The sequence below is a fragment of the Flavobacterium croceum DSM 17960 genome, from assembly GCF_002917885.1.
In the GTDB taxonomy this organism is placed as follows: Bacteria; Bacteroidota; Bacteroidia; order Flavobacteriales; family Flavobacteriaceae; genus Flavobacterium; species Flavobacterium croceum.
Genome location: NZ_PQNY01000011.1, coordinates 43,039 through 58,459, shown reverse-complemented (window position 1 = coordinate 58,459; position 15,421 = coordinate 43,039). Strand labels below are relative to the sequence as shown.

The 15,421-nt window shown below is 31.8% G+C and carries 16 protein-coding genes; 13 read left to right on the top strand and 3 right to left on the bottom strand.

Translation table 11 applies throughout. The features are described 5' to 3' along the window. The first annotated feature begins 125 nt into the window (after positions 1-125). The 5 genes from Q361_RS09315 (at position 126) to Q361_RS09295 (ending at position 4,688) form a co-directional block, all read left to right on the top strand. Positions 126-2,198, top strand: coding sequence for a prolyl oligopeptidase family serine peptidase (locus tag Q361_RS09315; protein ID WP_103726458.1), 2,073 nt, complete (start codon positions 126-128; stop codon positions 2,196-2,198). 221 nt (positions 2,199-2,419) lie between these two features. Continuing rightward, the gene (locus Q361_RS09310) at positions 2,420-2,935 is read left to right on the top strand and encodes a GNAT family N-acetyltransferase (protein WP_103726457.1); all 516 of its coding nucleotides are present in this window, start codon (positions 2,420-2,422) and stop codon (positions 2,933-2,935) included. A 69-nt stretch (positions 2,936-3,004) separates the two neighbouring features. Beyond that, a complete protein-coding gene (locus Q361_RS09305) occupies positions 3,005-3,817 on the top strand; it encodes an alpha/beta hydrolase (protein WP_103726456.1) in 813 nt (270 codons plus the stop codon). Beyond that, positions 3,818-4,222 (top strand): DUF2721 domain-containing protein, encoded by a 405-nt coding sequence (locus Q361_RS09300; protein ID WP_103726455.1) that lies wholly within the window; start codon positions 3,818-3,820, stop codon positions 4,220-4,222. A gap of 1 nt (position 4,223) precedes the next feature. Continuing rightward, complete coding sequence (locus Q361_RS09295) at positions 4,224-4,688, top strand: hypothetical protein (protein WP_146047001.1); 465 nt, start codon at positions 4,224-4,226, stop codon at positions 4,686-4,688. Here the strand turns inward: Q361_RS09295 and Q361_RS09290 are convergent. Further along, positions 4,678-5,271, bottom strand: a complete 594-nt coding sequence (locus Q361_RS09290; protein WP_103726453.1) for a murein L,D-transpeptidase catalytic domain-containing protein — start codon at positions 5,269-5,271, stop codon at positions 4,678-4,680. The genes Q361_RS09295 and Q361_RS09290 overlap by 11 nt on opposite strands. Positions 5,272-5,461: 190 nt before the next feature. Here Q361_RS09290 and Q361_RS09285 point away from each other — a divergent pair, with 190 nt between their 5' ends. The 8 genes from Q361_RS09285 to Q361_RS09250 all read left to right on the top strand — a co-directional run bounded on the left by Q361_RS09285 (position 5,462) and on the right by Q361_RS09250 (position 12,259). Further along, entirely contained in the window at positions 5,462-6,358 is an 897-nt protein-coding gene (locus Q361_RS09285) for an EamA family transporter (protein ID WP_103726452.1), read from the top strand. A gap of 82 nt (positions 6,359-6,440) precedes the next feature. Next, entirely contained in the window at positions 6,441-7,139 is a 699-nt protein-coding gene (gene aqpZ / locus Q361_RS09280) for an aquaporin Z (RefSeq protein WP_103726451.1), read from the top strand. A 61-nt stretch (positions 7,140-7,200) separates the two neighbouring features. Then, on the top strand, positions 7,201-7,797 hold the full coding sequence (locus tag Q361_RS09275) for an alpha-ketoglutarate-dependent dioxygenase AlkB family protein (RefSeq protein WP_103726450.1): 597 nt from the start codon (positions 7,201-7,203) through the stop codon (positions 7,795-7,797). A 13-nt stretch (positions 7,798-7,810) separates the two neighbouring features. Further along, the gene (locus tag Q361_RS09270) at positions 7,811-8,635 is read left to right on the top strand and encodes a sterol desaturase family protein (RefSeq protein WP_103726449.1); all 825 of its coding nucleotides are present in this window, start codon (positions 7,811-7,813) and stop codon (positions 8,633-8,635) included. A gap of 118 nt (positions 8,636-8,753) precedes the next feature. Beyond that, on the top strand, positions 8,754-9,038 hold the full coding sequence (locus Q361_RS09265) for a TIGR03643 family protein (RefSeq protein ID WP_103726448.1): 285 nt from the start codon (positions 8,754-8,756) through the stop codon (positions 9,036-9,038). 90 nt (positions 9,039-9,128) lie between these two features. After that, the gene (locus Q361_RS09260) at positions 9,129-9,587 is read left to right on the top strand and encodes a WG repeat-containing protein (protein ID WP_146047002.1); all 459 of its coding nucleotides are present in this window, start codon (positions 9,129-9,131) and stop codon (positions 9,585-9,587) included. Positions 9,588-9,602: 15 nt separating this feature from the next. Further along, complete coding sequence (locus Q361_RS09255) at positions 9,603-11,459, top strand: M61 family metallopeptidase (protein ID WP_103726446.1); 1,857 nt, start codon at positions 9,603-9,605, stop codon at positions 11,457-11,459. 83 nt (positions 11,460-11,542) lie between these two features. Further along, positions 11,543-12,259: a DUF4369 domain-containing protein gene (locus Q361_RS09250; RefSeq protein ID WP_103726445.1), complete on the top strand. Its 717-nt coding sequence runs from the start codon at positions 11,543-11,545 to the stop codon at positions 12,257-12,259. A gap of 79 nt (positions 12,260-12,338) precedes the next feature. On the opposite strand, the gene Q361_RS09245 is transcribed toward Q361_RS09250, so the two are convergent. Both Q361_RS09245 and Q361_RS09240 read right to left on the bottom strand, forming a co-directional pair. Then, the gene (locus Q361_RS09245) at positions 12,339-13,880 is read right to left on the bottom strand and encodes an acyl-CoA carboxylase subunit beta (RefSeq protein WP_103726444.1); all 1,542 of its coding nucleotides are present in this window, start codon (positions 13,878-13,880) and stop codon (positions 12,339-12,341) included. Between the two features lie 40 nt (positions 13,881-13,920). Then, positions 13,921-15,360, bottom strand: coding sequence for an acetyl-CoA carboxylase biotin carboxylase subunit (locus Q361_RS09240; RefSeq protein ID WP_103726517.1), 1,440 nt, complete (start codon positions 15,358-15,360; stop codon positions 13,921-13,923). Between the last annotated feature and the right edge of the window lie 61 nt (positions 15,361-15,421).

Below are 15,421 nucleotides of genomic sequence, written 5' to 3'. Positions count from 1 at the left end.
CAAATCTACAATGATTTTTCAAATCATTGTAGATTTATTTGTATATTTAAAAAAAATTAAACCCAAATTTCAAGAGTTTAAATTTAATTTAGGTTTAATAAAAATTAATATTAAATCTATATAAAATGAAAAAAAAACTCATAATTATAGCTGTGTTTATTAAGTCTTGTATAATTGTGGCGCAAGAAGATAAATACCAATGGCTAGAAGAAGTAGATAGTAAAAAATCACTAGAATTTGTAGAAAGTTTAAACAAAAAAACAGAAGAAATTCTTACTAAACAAACAAACTATCAAGCGCTCTACAATAACATACTTACAGTAGTAAACTCAAAAGAACGCATTGTTTATCCTACTATATATGGGGAATATGTGTACAATTTTTGGCAAGACAAAGATCACGTAAGAGGTATTTGGCGCAGAATGAAAAAAGCAGATTACATAGCCAATAAAACCCAATGGGAGATAATTTTAGACATAGACAAATTATCAGAAAAAGATAACATAAAATGGGTTTTTAAAGGAGTAAGTGGTTTATATCCAAACTATTCTAGGTTTTTAGTAAATCTCTCAAATGGCGGTGGAGATGCTGTAGTGGTTAAAGAATTTGATGCTACAAAAAAAGAATTTATAGATAACGGTTTTTATGTTCCAGAATCTAAAACAAGCATTGCATATTTAGATGAGAATACGGTCATAATTGGAACTAATTTTGGAGAAGGAAGTCTTACAACTTCTGGTTACCCAAAAATAGTAAAATTGTGGAAAAGAGGAACTGCTATTACTGAAGCCAAAACCATTTTCACAGGAAAAGATACAGATGTGTATAACTCTGGATATGTAATACATGAAGAAAATAAAAGCTATTTTATAATTTCAAATTCTGATACTTTCTTTACAAAAAAAACTTTTTTATACTGGAACAATAAACTATTAGAATTAAAAATACCTAATGATGCTGATATATCTGGTATATTAAAAAATCAGCTAATTATTTTACTTAAATCTGATTGGACAATAAATAATAAAACATTTAAACAAGGTTCTATTGTAAGTGTAGGCTTTAATGAACTAATTGAAAATAAGTTTAGTATAAAAAATATTTATACACCTACTGCTAGCTCTAGTGTTTCAGGTATTTCTACTACAAAATCTATGCTTATATTCAACATTTTAAATAATGTAAAAGGAGAATTATATAAAGGTGTCTATCAAAATCATAAATGGATAAATACAAAACTTAATGCTCCAGATTTTGGAACTATAAGTATTGTTGCAACAGATGATACTTGTGAAGATTTTTATTTTAATTTTCAAAATTTTTTAGAACCCACAACGCTCTACCTTAGCAATGCAACAAACAATAGCATTCAAAAAATAAAGGCTCTACCGTCTTTTTTCCCTTCAGATAAATATAAAGTAGAACAATTTAAAGTAGCTTCTAAAGATGGTGAAATGATTCCCTATTTTGTAGTAAGCTCAAAAAACATGACTTTAAATGGTACCAATCCAACTTTATTATATGGTTACGGTGGATTTGAAAACCCTGAGTTACCTTTCTATTCTGCAGGAATGGGTATATCTTGGTTGGAAAATGGAGGTGTGTATGTATTAGCAAATATTCGTGGTGGAAGCGAATTTGGGCCAAGATGGCATCAAGCAGGATTAAAAGAAAAACGTCAAAATATATATAATGATTTTACGGCTATAGCTGAAGATCTGATTGCTAAAAAAATTACTAGTCCTAAAAATTTAGGCATCATGGGGGGGAGCAATGGCGGATTGCTTGTAGGAGTAGCTTTTACACAACGTCCAGATTTATACAATGCAGTAGTTTGTCAAGTACCACTTTTAGATATGCAACGTTACTCCAAGTTATTGGCAGGTGCAAGTTGGATAGGTGAATATGGTAATCCCGATATTCCCGAAGAATGGGAATACATAAAAAAATATTCACCTTATCACAATCTTAAAGATAACACAAAATACCCTGAAGTATTCTTTATGACTTCTACTCGAGATGATCGTGTGCATCCAGGTCATGCGCGAAAAATGGCGGCTAAGATGATTGATATGGGCTATCCTATTTTCTATTATGAAAATACCGAAGGCGGTCATGGAGGATCGTCTACCAATGAACAACGTGCCAAATTCAATGCTCTATATTATAGCTATTTGTGGATGAAACTAAAAAATTAATCATAAAAAAGGCTGTTTTAAAAGTATTATTTTGTTAAGAAAAATTTATTTCTGCTTCTATAGTATATTGATTTACAAACTATTTAGATTTCGAAACAAGCTCGGAATGATATAAATTAAACTTTTAGTACAGCCTATTTCATATATTTATGTTATACAATATATAGATGTAAAATCTCCACAAAAAATATATAGCATATTACAAAACAATAAGTCTTTTTATGGAATTTATATTGCGTACTTGGCAAATTTCAGATGCTGATTCTTTGGTAAAATATGCCAACAATCGCAACTTAACAACCTATTTTACCAACAGATTCCCTATACCATATACAGAAAGCGATGCTAAAAATTTTATTGAAATTGCCCTAAGCGACACTCAACCACTAAAATATGCTATCGAAATTAATGGAGAAGCTGTAGGAGGTATCGATTTTCATCCACAAGCAGACATTCTTTGTAAAAACATGGAAATAGGCTATTGGATAGGCGAACCATTTTGGGGTAAAGGCATTATGACTGATGTAGTGCAAGAAATAGTTAAAATTGGTTTTCAACATTTTGATATTGTTAGAATTTTTGCCAAAGTTTTTGAAAACAACATTGGTTCTCAAAAAGTATTAGAAAAAGCAGGATTTTCATTAGAAGCACGTTTTACAAAAATTATTTATAAATTTGATACATATCAAGATGAATTAGTTTATGCCATACGAAAAGAGCAACTTCATATAACTTAAATTGAAAACAAATCCAATGCAATAAAATCAATTAAAACAAAAAACCACCTCAAAAAACCTACTTTAACAATGAAAAAAGCCACTACCCTACTACTACTGTTCTTTATGTTTACTTCTTTTTCACAAAAAAAATCACCTCTTTCTATTGGAGAAACTGTAACATTAGAATCAAAAATTCTTTCCGAAAAAAGACTTTTAAATATATATTTACCAGATACTTACAACCAAGAAAGTATAGATTATCCTGTAATTTATTTATTGGACGGCTCTACAAACGAAGATTTTTTGCACATAGCTGGTTTAGTGCAATTTTTTAACTTACAGTTCAAAATGCCAAAATGTATTGTTGTAGGCATTGCCAATGTTGATAGAAAACGTGATTTTACACATCATACCGATTTAAAAGACTTAAAAACTAAGTTTCCTACTACCGGAAAATCGAACGATTTTATCAATTTCATTGAGCAAGAACTTCAGCCTTACATTGAATCCAATTACAAAGTTTCTGATAAAAAATATTTAATTGGTCAATCGCTTGGAGGGCTACTTGGTACCGAAATTCTTTTAAAAAAATCGTACTTATTTAGTAATTATATTATTGTAAGTCCGAGTTTATGGTGGGATAATGAGTCTATGCTTAATAATGCTAAAGAGTTATTTAGCAGCCAACTAGACATACCGATAACTGTATACATTGCTGTAGGAAAAGAAGGAAGTACAATGGAAGAAGAAGCCAAAAAACTTTATGAATTATTGCTCAATTCCGGAAAGAAACAACTTACTACTACATTCAAATATTTTGAGAACGAAAACCACGCTACTATTTTACACAACAGCATATATAATGCTTTTTTAAATGAATTTCCCTTTAAAGAAAAGTAAATGAATTTACGCATAGAAACTCCAGCACTTTTATTCTCGGCTACATCATTAATTTTATTAGCATATACAAACCGTTTTCTTACTATTGCTCAAATCGTAAGAGGATTGAAAAAAAATTACGAAGACAATCAAACCAAAAGCATTTTATTAGAAATTAAAAATCTTAATTTGCGCCTTTCCCTAATTCGGTATATGCAATTATTTGGTGTACTCTCTTTATTTTTATCTGTGTTTACAATGCTCGTTATTTATTTAAACATAAGCTATTTAGCCATTTATATTTTTGGATTAAGTTTACTCTCGTTACTCATTTCTTTAGGAATTTCTTTTTGGGAAATAAGTATATCTGTCAATGCGTTACGCGTGCATTTAAAAGATTTAATTGAAGAAACAAATAAAAAATAATATGGCTTTAGACTGGATTTCTGTAATTAAAAATATACCTGAACTTGTGAGTAGTTTAGGTGGGTTAATAAAAAATAATAGAGCTACAAAAGACTTACTTATTCGGGAACTAAAACTCAATATAAAGGCATTTGAAACTGCTTTTAAAAACAATACTATTCTGTATGATAAATTGATTGATTTATTAAAAAACGATACGATAAAACAAGCTCGAAAAGATCGTTTTCAGTTTAGTTCAATAAAATCTGGAGAAATATCAAAAAATCATATTAAAGATCCTCGAAACAGTAAATATCTTGGTAAAGATTGTAGTTGGCTTTTTAAAAATATAGATGAAAAAATTGAAGATTTACGCCAACAAAAAGACTATCATGGAACATTACATTCTATTGAAAAGACGAATATTAAACTCCAATTTTCCAACTTATTCTATAAAATGAAGTTATTGGCAGAATTTATCCAATAATCCACAACAAAACAGGTTTTTTTGATTGTTTTAATTTTGCATCAATACGTTTCATAAACTCGTTGGAAACTGCAGGGCAACCCCAACTAAGCGGACTCACATTTGGATAAATCTCTTGATTATCTACTTCACTCCACGAATGTAATACCACCACACGTTGTACTGCCTCCTTGTTGGTTGTTTCCAATCCGTGAAGCCAATACTTTACGTGTATGCCCCAAGCACTATAATCTCTTTTACCTATCTTGAATTTTCCTTTCATAGAGCAATGACTATCTATTCTGTTGTCAAACTTTGCTTTTTGCCATTTTGAAGGATTTTCTTGATACTGATCGCAACTACCATGTGTTACTAAATTTTGCAACAACACCTTTTTATCATTAAAATCGTATACAAAAAATCTATTTTTTCCAGAATGAATGCTTAAATCTATTAGAATATAATACCCTATATCAAAATTATTTTGTTTACAATAATCAAAAGCTTCTTGATGATAAGAATTATAATTTTTAGACTGCGCTATACTCACAGTATTTTGACAAGAATAAAAAATAAAAACAAGACTTAATATATTAAATTTCATTGGAATACATTATTAATTATTAAATAACCTTTATGCTATTACTAGTTAAACTCTTTAAGTAACGCCAAACTTATTTTTTTATTGGAACAATATTTAACTAAAACACTTTTTGGTTCAATTTTCAGAGAATAATATATAAACCTAACTAAAGTACCTTTTTTGTATATTTGCGCCCGCTTAAAAAATTAACATGTCTAAAAACGAAGTATTAAAAGGACTTTTTTTGGTAGGTTTGGGCGCAACCAGCTACGGAATGCTCGCAACATTTGTAAAACTTGCCTACAACGAAAATTACACTACAGCAGAAGTAACTTCTTCTCAATTTATATATGGTATACTTGGTATGCTTATTATTAACGGATTTCAAAAACTAAAATCCAAACAACCTGTTATAAATGCTAGTAAGAAAAATATAGTACAGCTTATGCTTGCTGGCACATCGTTGGGTATGACAAGTGTATTTTACTATTTGTGTGTAAAATATATTAATGTTTCTATCGCTATTGTACTATTAATGCAAACCGTTTGGATGGGAGTACTTCTAGAATGGATACTTGATAAAGTTGTGCCAAGTTCCAAAAAAATTACGGCTGTAATTGTTGTGCTATTGGGAACTATTTTGGCTACAAATATGACGTCGGCATCTTCTTTACAAATAGATTGGAGAGGAATTTTTTGGGGATTACTCGCTGCTGCCTCTTTTACAACAACTATGTTTACTGCCAATAAAATTGCATTAGGAGTTTCATCTGCACAAAGAAGTTTATATATGCTTTTAGGAGGTGCAGTTATTGTATTTGCTTTTGCCCTTTTTACACAAAATACACCTTTCAATTTTGAAATATTTTACAAATGGGGAATTTTCTTAGCACTATTTGGTACCATTATTCCTCCAATCTTGCTTAATGCTGGGTTTCCAAAAACAGGCATTGGGCTTGGAAGCATTATTTCTTCTTTAGAATTACCCGTTTCTGTATTAATGGCCTATATCATTCTAGGTGAAAAAGTAGTGTTTATCCAATGGCTAGGTATCGTGTTGATTATAGCTGCTATTGTTATTATGAATACCAATTTTAAGAAAAAATAGTATTTGTCATACTTTTTCTACAAACTCATTTTCAAGCAATTAATTCAGTACATTCGTTTTAACAACTTAAAACTTATATCTTATGAAAAAATTATTTGCTGAATTTTTTGGAACATTTTGGCTTGTATTTGGCGGATGTGGTAGTGCTGTTTTTGCTGCTGGTATACCCGATATTGGCATTGGATTATTGGGCGTTTCACTAGCCTTTGGACTTACTGTAGTAACTATGGCGTATGCTGTAGGGCCTATTTCTGGAGGGCATTTTAACCCCGCAGTTACTTTAGGCTTATGGGCAAGTGGTAAATTTGAAGCTCATAATATAGTAAAATATATTGTAGCGCAATGCCTAGGAGCTACTGCTGCTGCTGCAATATTGTATTTAATACTCAACGGAGCAAACTCTTTTTCTGCTAGTGGTGCAGGGGCTTTTGCTACCAACTTCTACGATCAACCTGTGTATCATAATCGTAGTTTTAGTATGCTTTCGGCTTTCCTTACAGAATTTGTATTGACCTTGTTTTTCTTATTAGTTATTCTAGGTGCTACAGACAAAAGAGCCAATGGCAAATTTGCGGGCTTGGCAATAGGCTTGGCTCTTACATTAATACATTTAATTAGTATTCCTATTACCAATACATCGGTAAATCCTGCGCGTTCTACTTCACAAGCATTATTTGTAGGAGGATTAGCATTACAACAACTTTGGTTATTTTGGTTAGCTCCAATTTTGGGAGGAATTTCAGGAGGAATAATTTATAAAACTCTATTGGCTAAAGAATAAAAACGTATTATTCTAGATATAAAAAAGCAACATTAGTGTTGCTTTTTTTATATATTTGACTATGCTTTTCCCTTCCGAAAAAATAACAATAGAACTACCAAAGGCATCTTTGGAATATTTTCCTAACTTTTTTGATTTACAAAAAGCAAACGAATTATTTTCGCTGTTGCAAAACACCATTCCTTGGCAACAAGATACGATTACCGTGTTTGGAAAAAATCATTTACAACCAAGACTAACAGCTCTTTACGGCAACAACAACAATCTTTATCAATACTCGAATGTTGTTATGAAACCACATCCATGGAATTCTTTACTAACTTTTATAAAAGAAGCCATAGAAGATGAATTGCACAATACATTTAACGCCGTTTTATTAAATTATTATCGAAATGGAGCAGATAGTATGGGTTGGCATGCAGATAATGAAGCATCTCTTGGTAGAAACCCAATAATAGCTTCTGTAAGTTTTGGTGCTACTAGACCTATTCAATTTAAACATAACACACTAGAAAATTTAAAACATAAAATAAATTTAGAACATGGAAGTTTATTGGTGATGAAAGGAGAAACACAACACTTTTGGAAACATCAAATACCAAAAACATCAAAACCTGTAGGGCCGAGAATAAATCTTACTTTTAGAAATTTATTGTAAACTCATTTTAAATATGGATAAACTAATTTTATATTTTGAAACCATTCCTTCGTGGCACAGAGCACTAATTCTTGCAGGGGGAATAGCCATTTTTTGGATTATTGAAAATGCAATACCTTTTAAAAAATTTGTATACAATAAATGGCAACACGCATTTATTAATATTTTTTTTACTGTTACAACAATAATTGTAAACTTTACGCTAGCCATAATACTTTTAAAAACATCCGATTTGGTAAACCAATACCATATAGGTATTTTACATTGGTTTTCTATTAAAAATGTATTTTTATACACTCTAATAGGATTATTATCAATGGACTTTTTTGGCGCTTACTTAGCTCATTATGTAGAGCATAAAACAAAATTTTTATGGCGATTTCATTTAATACACCATACCGATACATGGGTAGATTCAACCTCTGGAAACAGGCATCATCCGGGAGAAAGTGTTATTCGATTTTTATTCACCACCTTTGGAGTTATCATTACTGGAGCACCAATGTGGTTGGTTTTTATGTATCAAACGCTTTCGGTTGTATTTACTCAGCTTACACATGCTAATATTTGTTTGCCAAAAAAAGTAGACCACATTTTATCGTACATATTTATTTCTCCAGATATGCACAAAATACATCATCATTACAAATTACCCTATACAGATAGTAATTATGGAAATATTTTCTCTGTTTGGGATAGATTATTGGGCACCTACAGCTATATGCATAGAGAAGATATTGTATTTGGCATAGATACGCATACAACCGAAAAAGAACACAATACTTTGAATAATCTATTAAAAATACCTTTTCAACCCTATAGAAATCCCGAAGTGTAAATCTATGCTATTATTTCTATAAAATATTTTTGTAAAAATTACATTCAATTATTTTTTTTACTAATATTGGAACATATTTTGATATAAACACGTAAATAGGTATTAATGCTTTTAACTAATGAGAAAGGGTAAAAAGGTAGAATTAAACAACGAGCAAATAGAACGCGTTGTTATTATGGCTCAAGAGGAAAAAAAACCTTTTGAAGTAATTAAACAAGAGTTTGGAATTACAGAAAATGAAGTGACCGAATTGATGCGAAAAAAACTATCAAAAGATAATTTTGAACTTTGGAAAAAGAAAGTCACCGCAGGCAAACCCAAACCCAAACCAATACGAACCAATGATTTTGAAGTCGATGATGAATTGGACTCAAAGTATTATATAAAAAACAAATTTGATTAAAGTTGCTCTATAGAGTAACTTTTTTTGTTGATAACTGTAACAATTGATAACAATCAATTACTTATAAAAGTAAAAAGCACAATAATTTTTATGATAAAAAATCTGCTAACACTCTTTATATGCTTACTTTTTGTAAATGGATTTTCTCAAAATACATATAAAAAAGTATATGCTACAGGCGTTTATAAAGCTGATTGGGCATTGGTAAAATCTATCAATGGACTTTATGGTTTTATTGATACTAACGGAAAAGAAATAGTAACTCCTATTTATAAAAAGATTGAGCCTTTTGGGGTATTTCAACCCAATTGGGCACTTGTAAAATCTATCAATGGGCTTTATGGTTTTATTGATAGTAACGGAAAAGAAGTCGTATCGCCTTTATATAGCAAAATATTACCTTTTAACGAGCTCGATAAAAACATAGCTCTAGTAAAATCAATTACAGGCACTTACGGAATTATTGACAATCACGGAAATATAATTGTACAGACCCTGTATGATTTAGAATACATTAAAAAAAACTATAAAACCTTATTGAATCAATAAGAAATCTTAATGAACATGAAAAAAATAATGCTCTCCTTAGCAGCTCTTATTACTATATACAGCTGTAAATCTGTTTCGCCTGCTGTAAATGAAGCACCAAGCAAAGAAGTAAAAGTAAACATCGATTTGGTAAATGTTACCAACGATAAAGTTACTGTTACAGTAACACCTCCGCAATTTACAGAACACGAAGTTATTTTCCATTTACCAAAAACAGTTCCTGGTACTTATAGTACAGACAATTACGGAACATTGGTAGACAATCTAAAAGCTTTTAATAAAAAAGGTAAAGAAATCGAGGTTAGCAAAAAAGACGATAATTCTTGGGTAATTACATCAAGTGAAAGTTTGTCTAAAATAACCTACGAAGTAAACGACACCTACGATACCGAAAAAAGCATGACTTTTGGTAAAGGAATTTTCTCGCCTGCTGGTTCAAATATTGAAGCGGGTAAAAATTTTGTACTAAACAACCATTGTTTTGTAGGATATTTTGAAAATAAAACCGATTTGCCTTACAATGTAACAATAGCACACCCCGCAGATTTATGGGGAGCAACCTCTCTTACAGATACAAATTCTAGTAATACCGTAGATGTGTTTTATACCCAACGATATAATGAACTTGTAGACAACCCAATCATGTATGGCAAACCAGATTCGGTTACCTTTACAGTAGATGGTATGGAAATTTTATTTAGCGTGTACTCACCTACTCGAAAACACAGTGCTAAATCGTTATCTGCAGATTTAGAAAAAACAATGCGGGCGCAAAAGAAATTTCTAGGCGCTATTAATAACAATAAAAAATATACCGTATTGCTTTATTTATCAAGCCTTACAAAACCCGATGCTCGTGGTTTTGGTGCATTAGAACACAACAGTTCTACAACGGTTTGTTTTCCAGAAGTAATGCCTAGTGCTGCTTTGGGAGAGCAAATAAAAGATGTAGTATCACATGAATTTTTTCATATCGTTACGCCATTAGGTGTACACTCAAACGAAATACATTATTTTGACTTTAACAATCCAAAAATGTCTAAGCATTTATGGATGTATGAAGGTGTTACCGAATATTTTGCCAATTTATTTCAAGTAAATCAAGGATTGATAAATGAAGATGAATTTTACAATAGAATGGTAGAAAAAATAAAACATGCCAAAATGATGAACGACACCATGTCTTTCACTACCATGAGTGCCAATGTACTTGTAGAACCTTATAAAGACCAATACTTAAATGTATACGAAAAAGGTGCACTTATAGGTATGTGTATAGATATTATTATTAGAGAAAAAAGTAATGGCGAAAGAGGCATTCTTGATTTGATGCAGAAACTTACTCATGAATACGGCCCAACCAAACCTTTTAATGACGATGAACTTTTTGCAAAAATTACCGAATTTACGTATCCTGAAGTAGGTGATTTCTTAAAAAATCATGTTGAAGGAACTACTCCTATTAATTACGAACATTACTTTGCTAAAGTGGGTGTGGTAAATGGTACTACAAAAAAAGCGACCAACCCGTTTATTAAAAACAGTACTTCTTGTATTACTGCCGAACCAAATACTAAAGAAATTTTAATACGAGATACCGAATTGACGAACTTTTTAAACGCATTAACCATTAAGCAAGGTGATATTTTAGTAAGCATAAATGGTAAAAAATATACTTTTGAAACTATTTCTGATTTAATGACCGATGTAGAAAAAATTAAAGAAGGTGATGCTGTAAACGTAATCATAAAAAGAAATGGTAAAGAACTTGAATTGAAAGGAAAAGCCAAATTGGATTATACAGAATCCAAAGGTTATAAATTTTTAGACACGAGCAAAGAAATGTTAAAAAATGCTTGGTTAAAAAAATAAAGTAACCTTTTTGTACACAAATCCTCAATTATAACTCGTAATTGAGGATTTTTTATTTATTTTGCTCAAAAATTAAACAAACAATGCGTAAATCAATACTTGCCATAGGCTTTTTATTTTTAAGTCTTACTTCATGTAATAAAGAACTTCCAAAAAACACCCTAGAAATTTCTGGAAATATTGAAGGATTTAAAAAAGGAACAATCTATGTTCAACGGGTAAAAGACACACAACTTATTGCTATAGATACCGTAAAAATAAATGGCGATTCACATTTTACAAGTACTATTAAGCTAGATGAACCCGAAATGCTTTATTTATTTATAGACAGAGGCGTAACCAATTCTGTAGACAATAACCTATTGTTTTTTGCAGAACCTGGCAAAATGACAATAGATACCAATCTTGATTTTTTTACCGCCGATGCAAAAATTTCTGGTTCTAAAAACCAAGAATTGTATGAAGAATATAGAAAAGTAGTTTCAAGATACATCGATGCCGATTTAGATTTGATAAAAAAACGTTTTGAATCATCAAAAACAAACAAATCAATAAGCTCTTTAGATTCAATAGATCGTGAAAGAGATGAAATTTTGAAGAAAAAGTATTTGTATACTACCAATTTTGCTGTAAACAATGGTAAATATGCTGTAGCGCCTTATATTGCTTTGGCTGAAATATCAGATATTAATATAAAATACCTAGATACAATTCAAAAATCAATGTCGGCAGAAATTTCAAAATCTATTTATGGTAAAAAGCTGAATACATTTATTAAAGAGCGTAAGTCTAATCCATAAACTATTTTTGAAATAAAAAACGGCTGTTTCTACTTAAAGTGAAACAGCCGTTTTTTAATACTTAAATTAAAACAAGATTTTACAACGGAATATTTCCGTGTTTTCTGTTTGGTATAGGAACTTCTTTATTTTCAAGCATACTAAAAGCTTTCAATAACTTTCTTCTTGTATCTCTTGGAATAATTACCTCATCAATAAAACCTCGTTGCGCAGCAGTATACGGGTTAGCAAACAATTCTGCATATTCGGCTTCTTTCTCTAAAAGTTTTGCAGCAGGATCTGCCGCTTCGCTAATTTCTTTTTTGAAAATAATTTCTGAAGCTCCTTTAGCTCCCATAACTGCAATTTCGGCAGTAGGCCAAGCAAAATTCATATCGGCTCCTATGTGTTTTGAATTCATAACATCATAAGCTCCACCATAAGCTTTACGAGTAATCACGGTAACTTTTGGAACAGTAGCTTCACTAAGTGCATACAACAATTTCGCTCCGTGCACAATAATACCATTCCACTCTTGATCGGTACCTGGTAAAAACCCTGGTACATCTTCGAGCACGAGCAATGGGATATTAAAACAGTCGCAAAAACGAGTAAAACGTGCTGCTTTTATCGAGCTTTTCACATCGAGACAACCTGCCAAATACATAGGATTATTGGCTACAATACCTATGCTTCTACCTCCCAACCGAGCAAAACCTACAATAATATTTTCGGCATAATCTTTATGAATTTCAAAAAACGAATCTTCATCTATAATGCCATAAATTACATCGTGCATATCATAAGGCTTATTGGCATTATCTGGCACAATAGTATCCAATTGCTCACGAATTTCTTCACCTAAAGTATACGGGAGTTTTGGTGTTTTTTCTTTATGATTTTGAGGCATATAACTCAATAATCTTTTAATATCTTCTAAACACTCTATTCCGTTTGGCGAAGTGATATGTGCTACACCAGATTTGGTAGAATGAGTGCTTGCACCTCCCAATTCTTCTGAGGTAACTTCTTCATTTGTAACTGTTTTTACAACATTTGGCCCAGTTACAAACATATAACTATTGTTTTCTACCATTAAAGTAAAATCGGTAATCGCAGGCGAATATACAGCACCACCAGCACAAGGCCCCATAATAGCTGATATTTGAGGAATTACACCACTAGATTGTACATTGCGATGAAAAATATCGGCGTAACCTCCTAGCGAGCGTACACCTTCTTGAATACGTGCACCTCCAGAATCGTTAAGTCCAATCATTGGAGCGCCACTTTTCATGGCCATATCCATAACTTTGCATATTTTTTCTGCGTGAGTTTCAGAAAGCGATCCTCCAAAAACAGTAAAATCTTGTGCAAATACATACACCAATCTTCCATTTATTGTACCATAGCCAGTTACTACCCCATCGCCATAGTAAACCTCTTTATCCATACCAAACTCGGTGGTTCGGTGTGTGACTAACATACCTATTTCTTCAAAAGAACCTTCATCTAATAGATATTCAACTCGCTCTCTAGCTGTTAATCGTTTTTTTTCGTGGTGTTTAGCAATTCTCGCTGCACCTCCACCCAATTTTGCCTGAGCAATTTTATCGTTTAATATTTTAATTTTATCTTCCATTTTGTTAATGAGTCAATTAGACAATCTATCAATGTGCCAATTAGTTGGGTAATCTTAGAACTTTTTTGTCTTCTATATAGTGTTGCAGAGCCAAAAGAGCTGCAATTTCTGCCTCGGTTTCTAAATGCGATTTGAGTTTATCGGCATCGTAATATTTTTTCACAAAAGAAGTGTCAAAATCACCCGAACGAAAGGCTTCGTGTTGCATTACAAATTTTCCAAAAGGCAATGTAGTAGCTACACCTTCTACATGGTAATGATCTATTGCTTCAATCATTTTTTCAATTGATTCTTCTCTAGTTTTTCCGTAGGTAACCAACTTAGACAACATAGGATCGTAGTAGATAGGAACGTCCATACCTTCTGCTATACCGTTATCTACTCGAATACCCTCGCCTACTGGCAATTGATATTTGCTAAGAAAACCTACATTGGGTAAAAAATCGTTTAGTGAATCTTCTGCATACACACGTAGTTCCATAGCATGCCCTGTTATTTTAAGGTCTTCTTGTTTTATTGGTAAAACTTCTCCGCGTGCTACTCTAATTTGTAGTTCAACCAAGTCTAATCCCGAAATCATTTCGGTAACAGGATGTTCTACTTGCAAACGAGTATTCATTTCTAAGAAATAAAAATTATGCTGATCATCCATTAAAAATTCTACTGTACCTGCACCAACATAATCACAAGATTTAGCCACTTTTACAGCGGCTTCGCCCATTTCTTTTCGTTTTTCTGGAGTAAGTATAGACGATGGAGCTTCTTCAACTACTTTTTGATGACGTCTTTGTACACTACATTCTCTTTCAAAAACATATACCACATTTCCGTGTGTATCTGCCATAATTTGAATTTCAATGTGGCGAGGTTTGGTTACATATTTTTCTATAAAAACAGAGCCATCACCAAATGCCGATGTAGCCTCGCTTATTGCTCTATTCATTTGAGATTCAAAATCTTCTTCTTTTTCTACGACTCTCATTCCTTTACCACCACCACCTGCAGAAGCTTTTATAAGTATTGGAAATCCTACTTCTTTAGCGGTTCGTTTTGCTTCTTCAATATCCGTAATGGCATGATCTACACCAGGAACCATAGGAATATTGTAGTGCATAACGGCTTCTTTTGCGGCAAGTTTACTTCCCATTATTTCTATAGCTTTTGATTTTGGTCCTATAAAAATAATATCATTTTTTTCGCATTCTTGAGCAAAAGATGAGTTTTCACTCAAAAAACCATACCCTGGATGTATGGCATCTACACCCAATTGTTTGGCTACTTCAATTATTTTATCGCCTCTCAAATACGATTGACTAGAGGCTGCTTCTCCAATACAAACTGCTTCATCGGCATATTTTACATGCAACGCATTTCTATCGGCAGTAGAATATACAGCAACTGTGCTAATGCCCATTTTTTTTGCTGTATTCATTACCCTTATGGCAATTTCTCCACGATTGGCAACTAATATTTTGGTTATTTTTTTCATCGTTATATTATTTCAAAATTCAAGTATTAGATAGACTTTTTCAAATTACTAA

Excerpts from the sequence above, each read along its gene's own strand:
- Q361_RS09265 (WP_103726448.1), top strand. The coding sequence starts at position 8,754 with ATGAGAAAGGGTAAAAAGGTAGAATTAAACAACGAGCAAATAGAACGC.
- Q361_RS09305 (WP_103726456.1), top strand. The coding sequence starts at position 3,005 with ATGAAAAAAGCCACTACCCTACTACTACTGTTCTTTATGTTTACTTCT.
- Q361_RS09310 (WP_103726457.1), top strand. The coding sequence starts at position 2,420 with ATGGAATTTATATTGCGTACTTGGCAAATTTCAGATGCTGATTCTTTG.
- Q361_RS09270 (WP_103726449.1), top strand. The coding sequence starts at position 7,811 with ATGGATAAACTAATTTTATATTTTGAAACCATTCCTTCGTGGCACAGA.
- Q361_RS09275 (WP_103726450.1), top strand. The coding sequence starts at position 7,201 with ATGCTTTTCCCTTCCGAAAAAATAACAATAGAACTACCAAAGGCATCT.
- Q361_RS09285 (WP_103726452.1), top strand. The coding sequence starts at position 5,462 with ATGTCTAAAAACGAAGTATTAAAAGGACTTTTTTTGGTAGGTTTGGGC.
- aqpZ (WP_103726451.1), top strand. The coding sequence starts at position 6,441 with ATGAAAAAATTATTTGCTGAATTTTTTGGAACATTTTGGCTTGTATTT.
- Q361_RS09245 (WP_103726444.1), bottom strand. The coding sequence starts at position 13,880 with ATGGAAGATAAAATTAAAATATTAAACGATAAAATTGCTCAGGCAAAA.
- Q361_RS09290 (WP_103726453.1), bottom strand. The coding sequence starts at position 5,271 with ATGAAATTTAATATATTAAGTCTTGTTTTTATTTTTTATTCTTGTCAA.
- Q361_RS09260 (WP_146047002.1), top strand. The coding sequence starts at position 9,129 with ATGATAAAAAATCTGCTAACACTCTTTATATGCTTACTTTTTGTAAAT.
- Q361_RS09300 (WP_103726455.1), top strand. The coding sequence starts at position 3,818 with ATGAATTTACGCATAGAAACTCCAGCACTTTTATTCTCGGCTACATCA.
- Q361_RS09315 (WP_103726458.1), top strand. The coding sequence starts at position 126 with ATGAAAAAAAAACTCATAATTATAGCTGTGTTTATTAAGTCTTGTATA.
- Q361_RS09250 (WP_103726445.1), top strand. The coding sequence starts at position 11,543 with ATGCGTAAATCAATACTTGCCATAGGCTTTTTATTTTTAAGTCTTACT.
- Q361_RS09295 (WP_146047001.1), top strand. The coding sequence starts at position 4,224 with ATGGCTTTAGACTGGATTTCTGTAATTAAAAATATACCTGAACTTGTG.
- Q361_RS09255 (WP_103726446.1), top strand. The coding sequence starts at position 9,603 with ATGAAAAAAATAATGCTCTCCTTAGCAGCTCTTATTACTATATACAGC.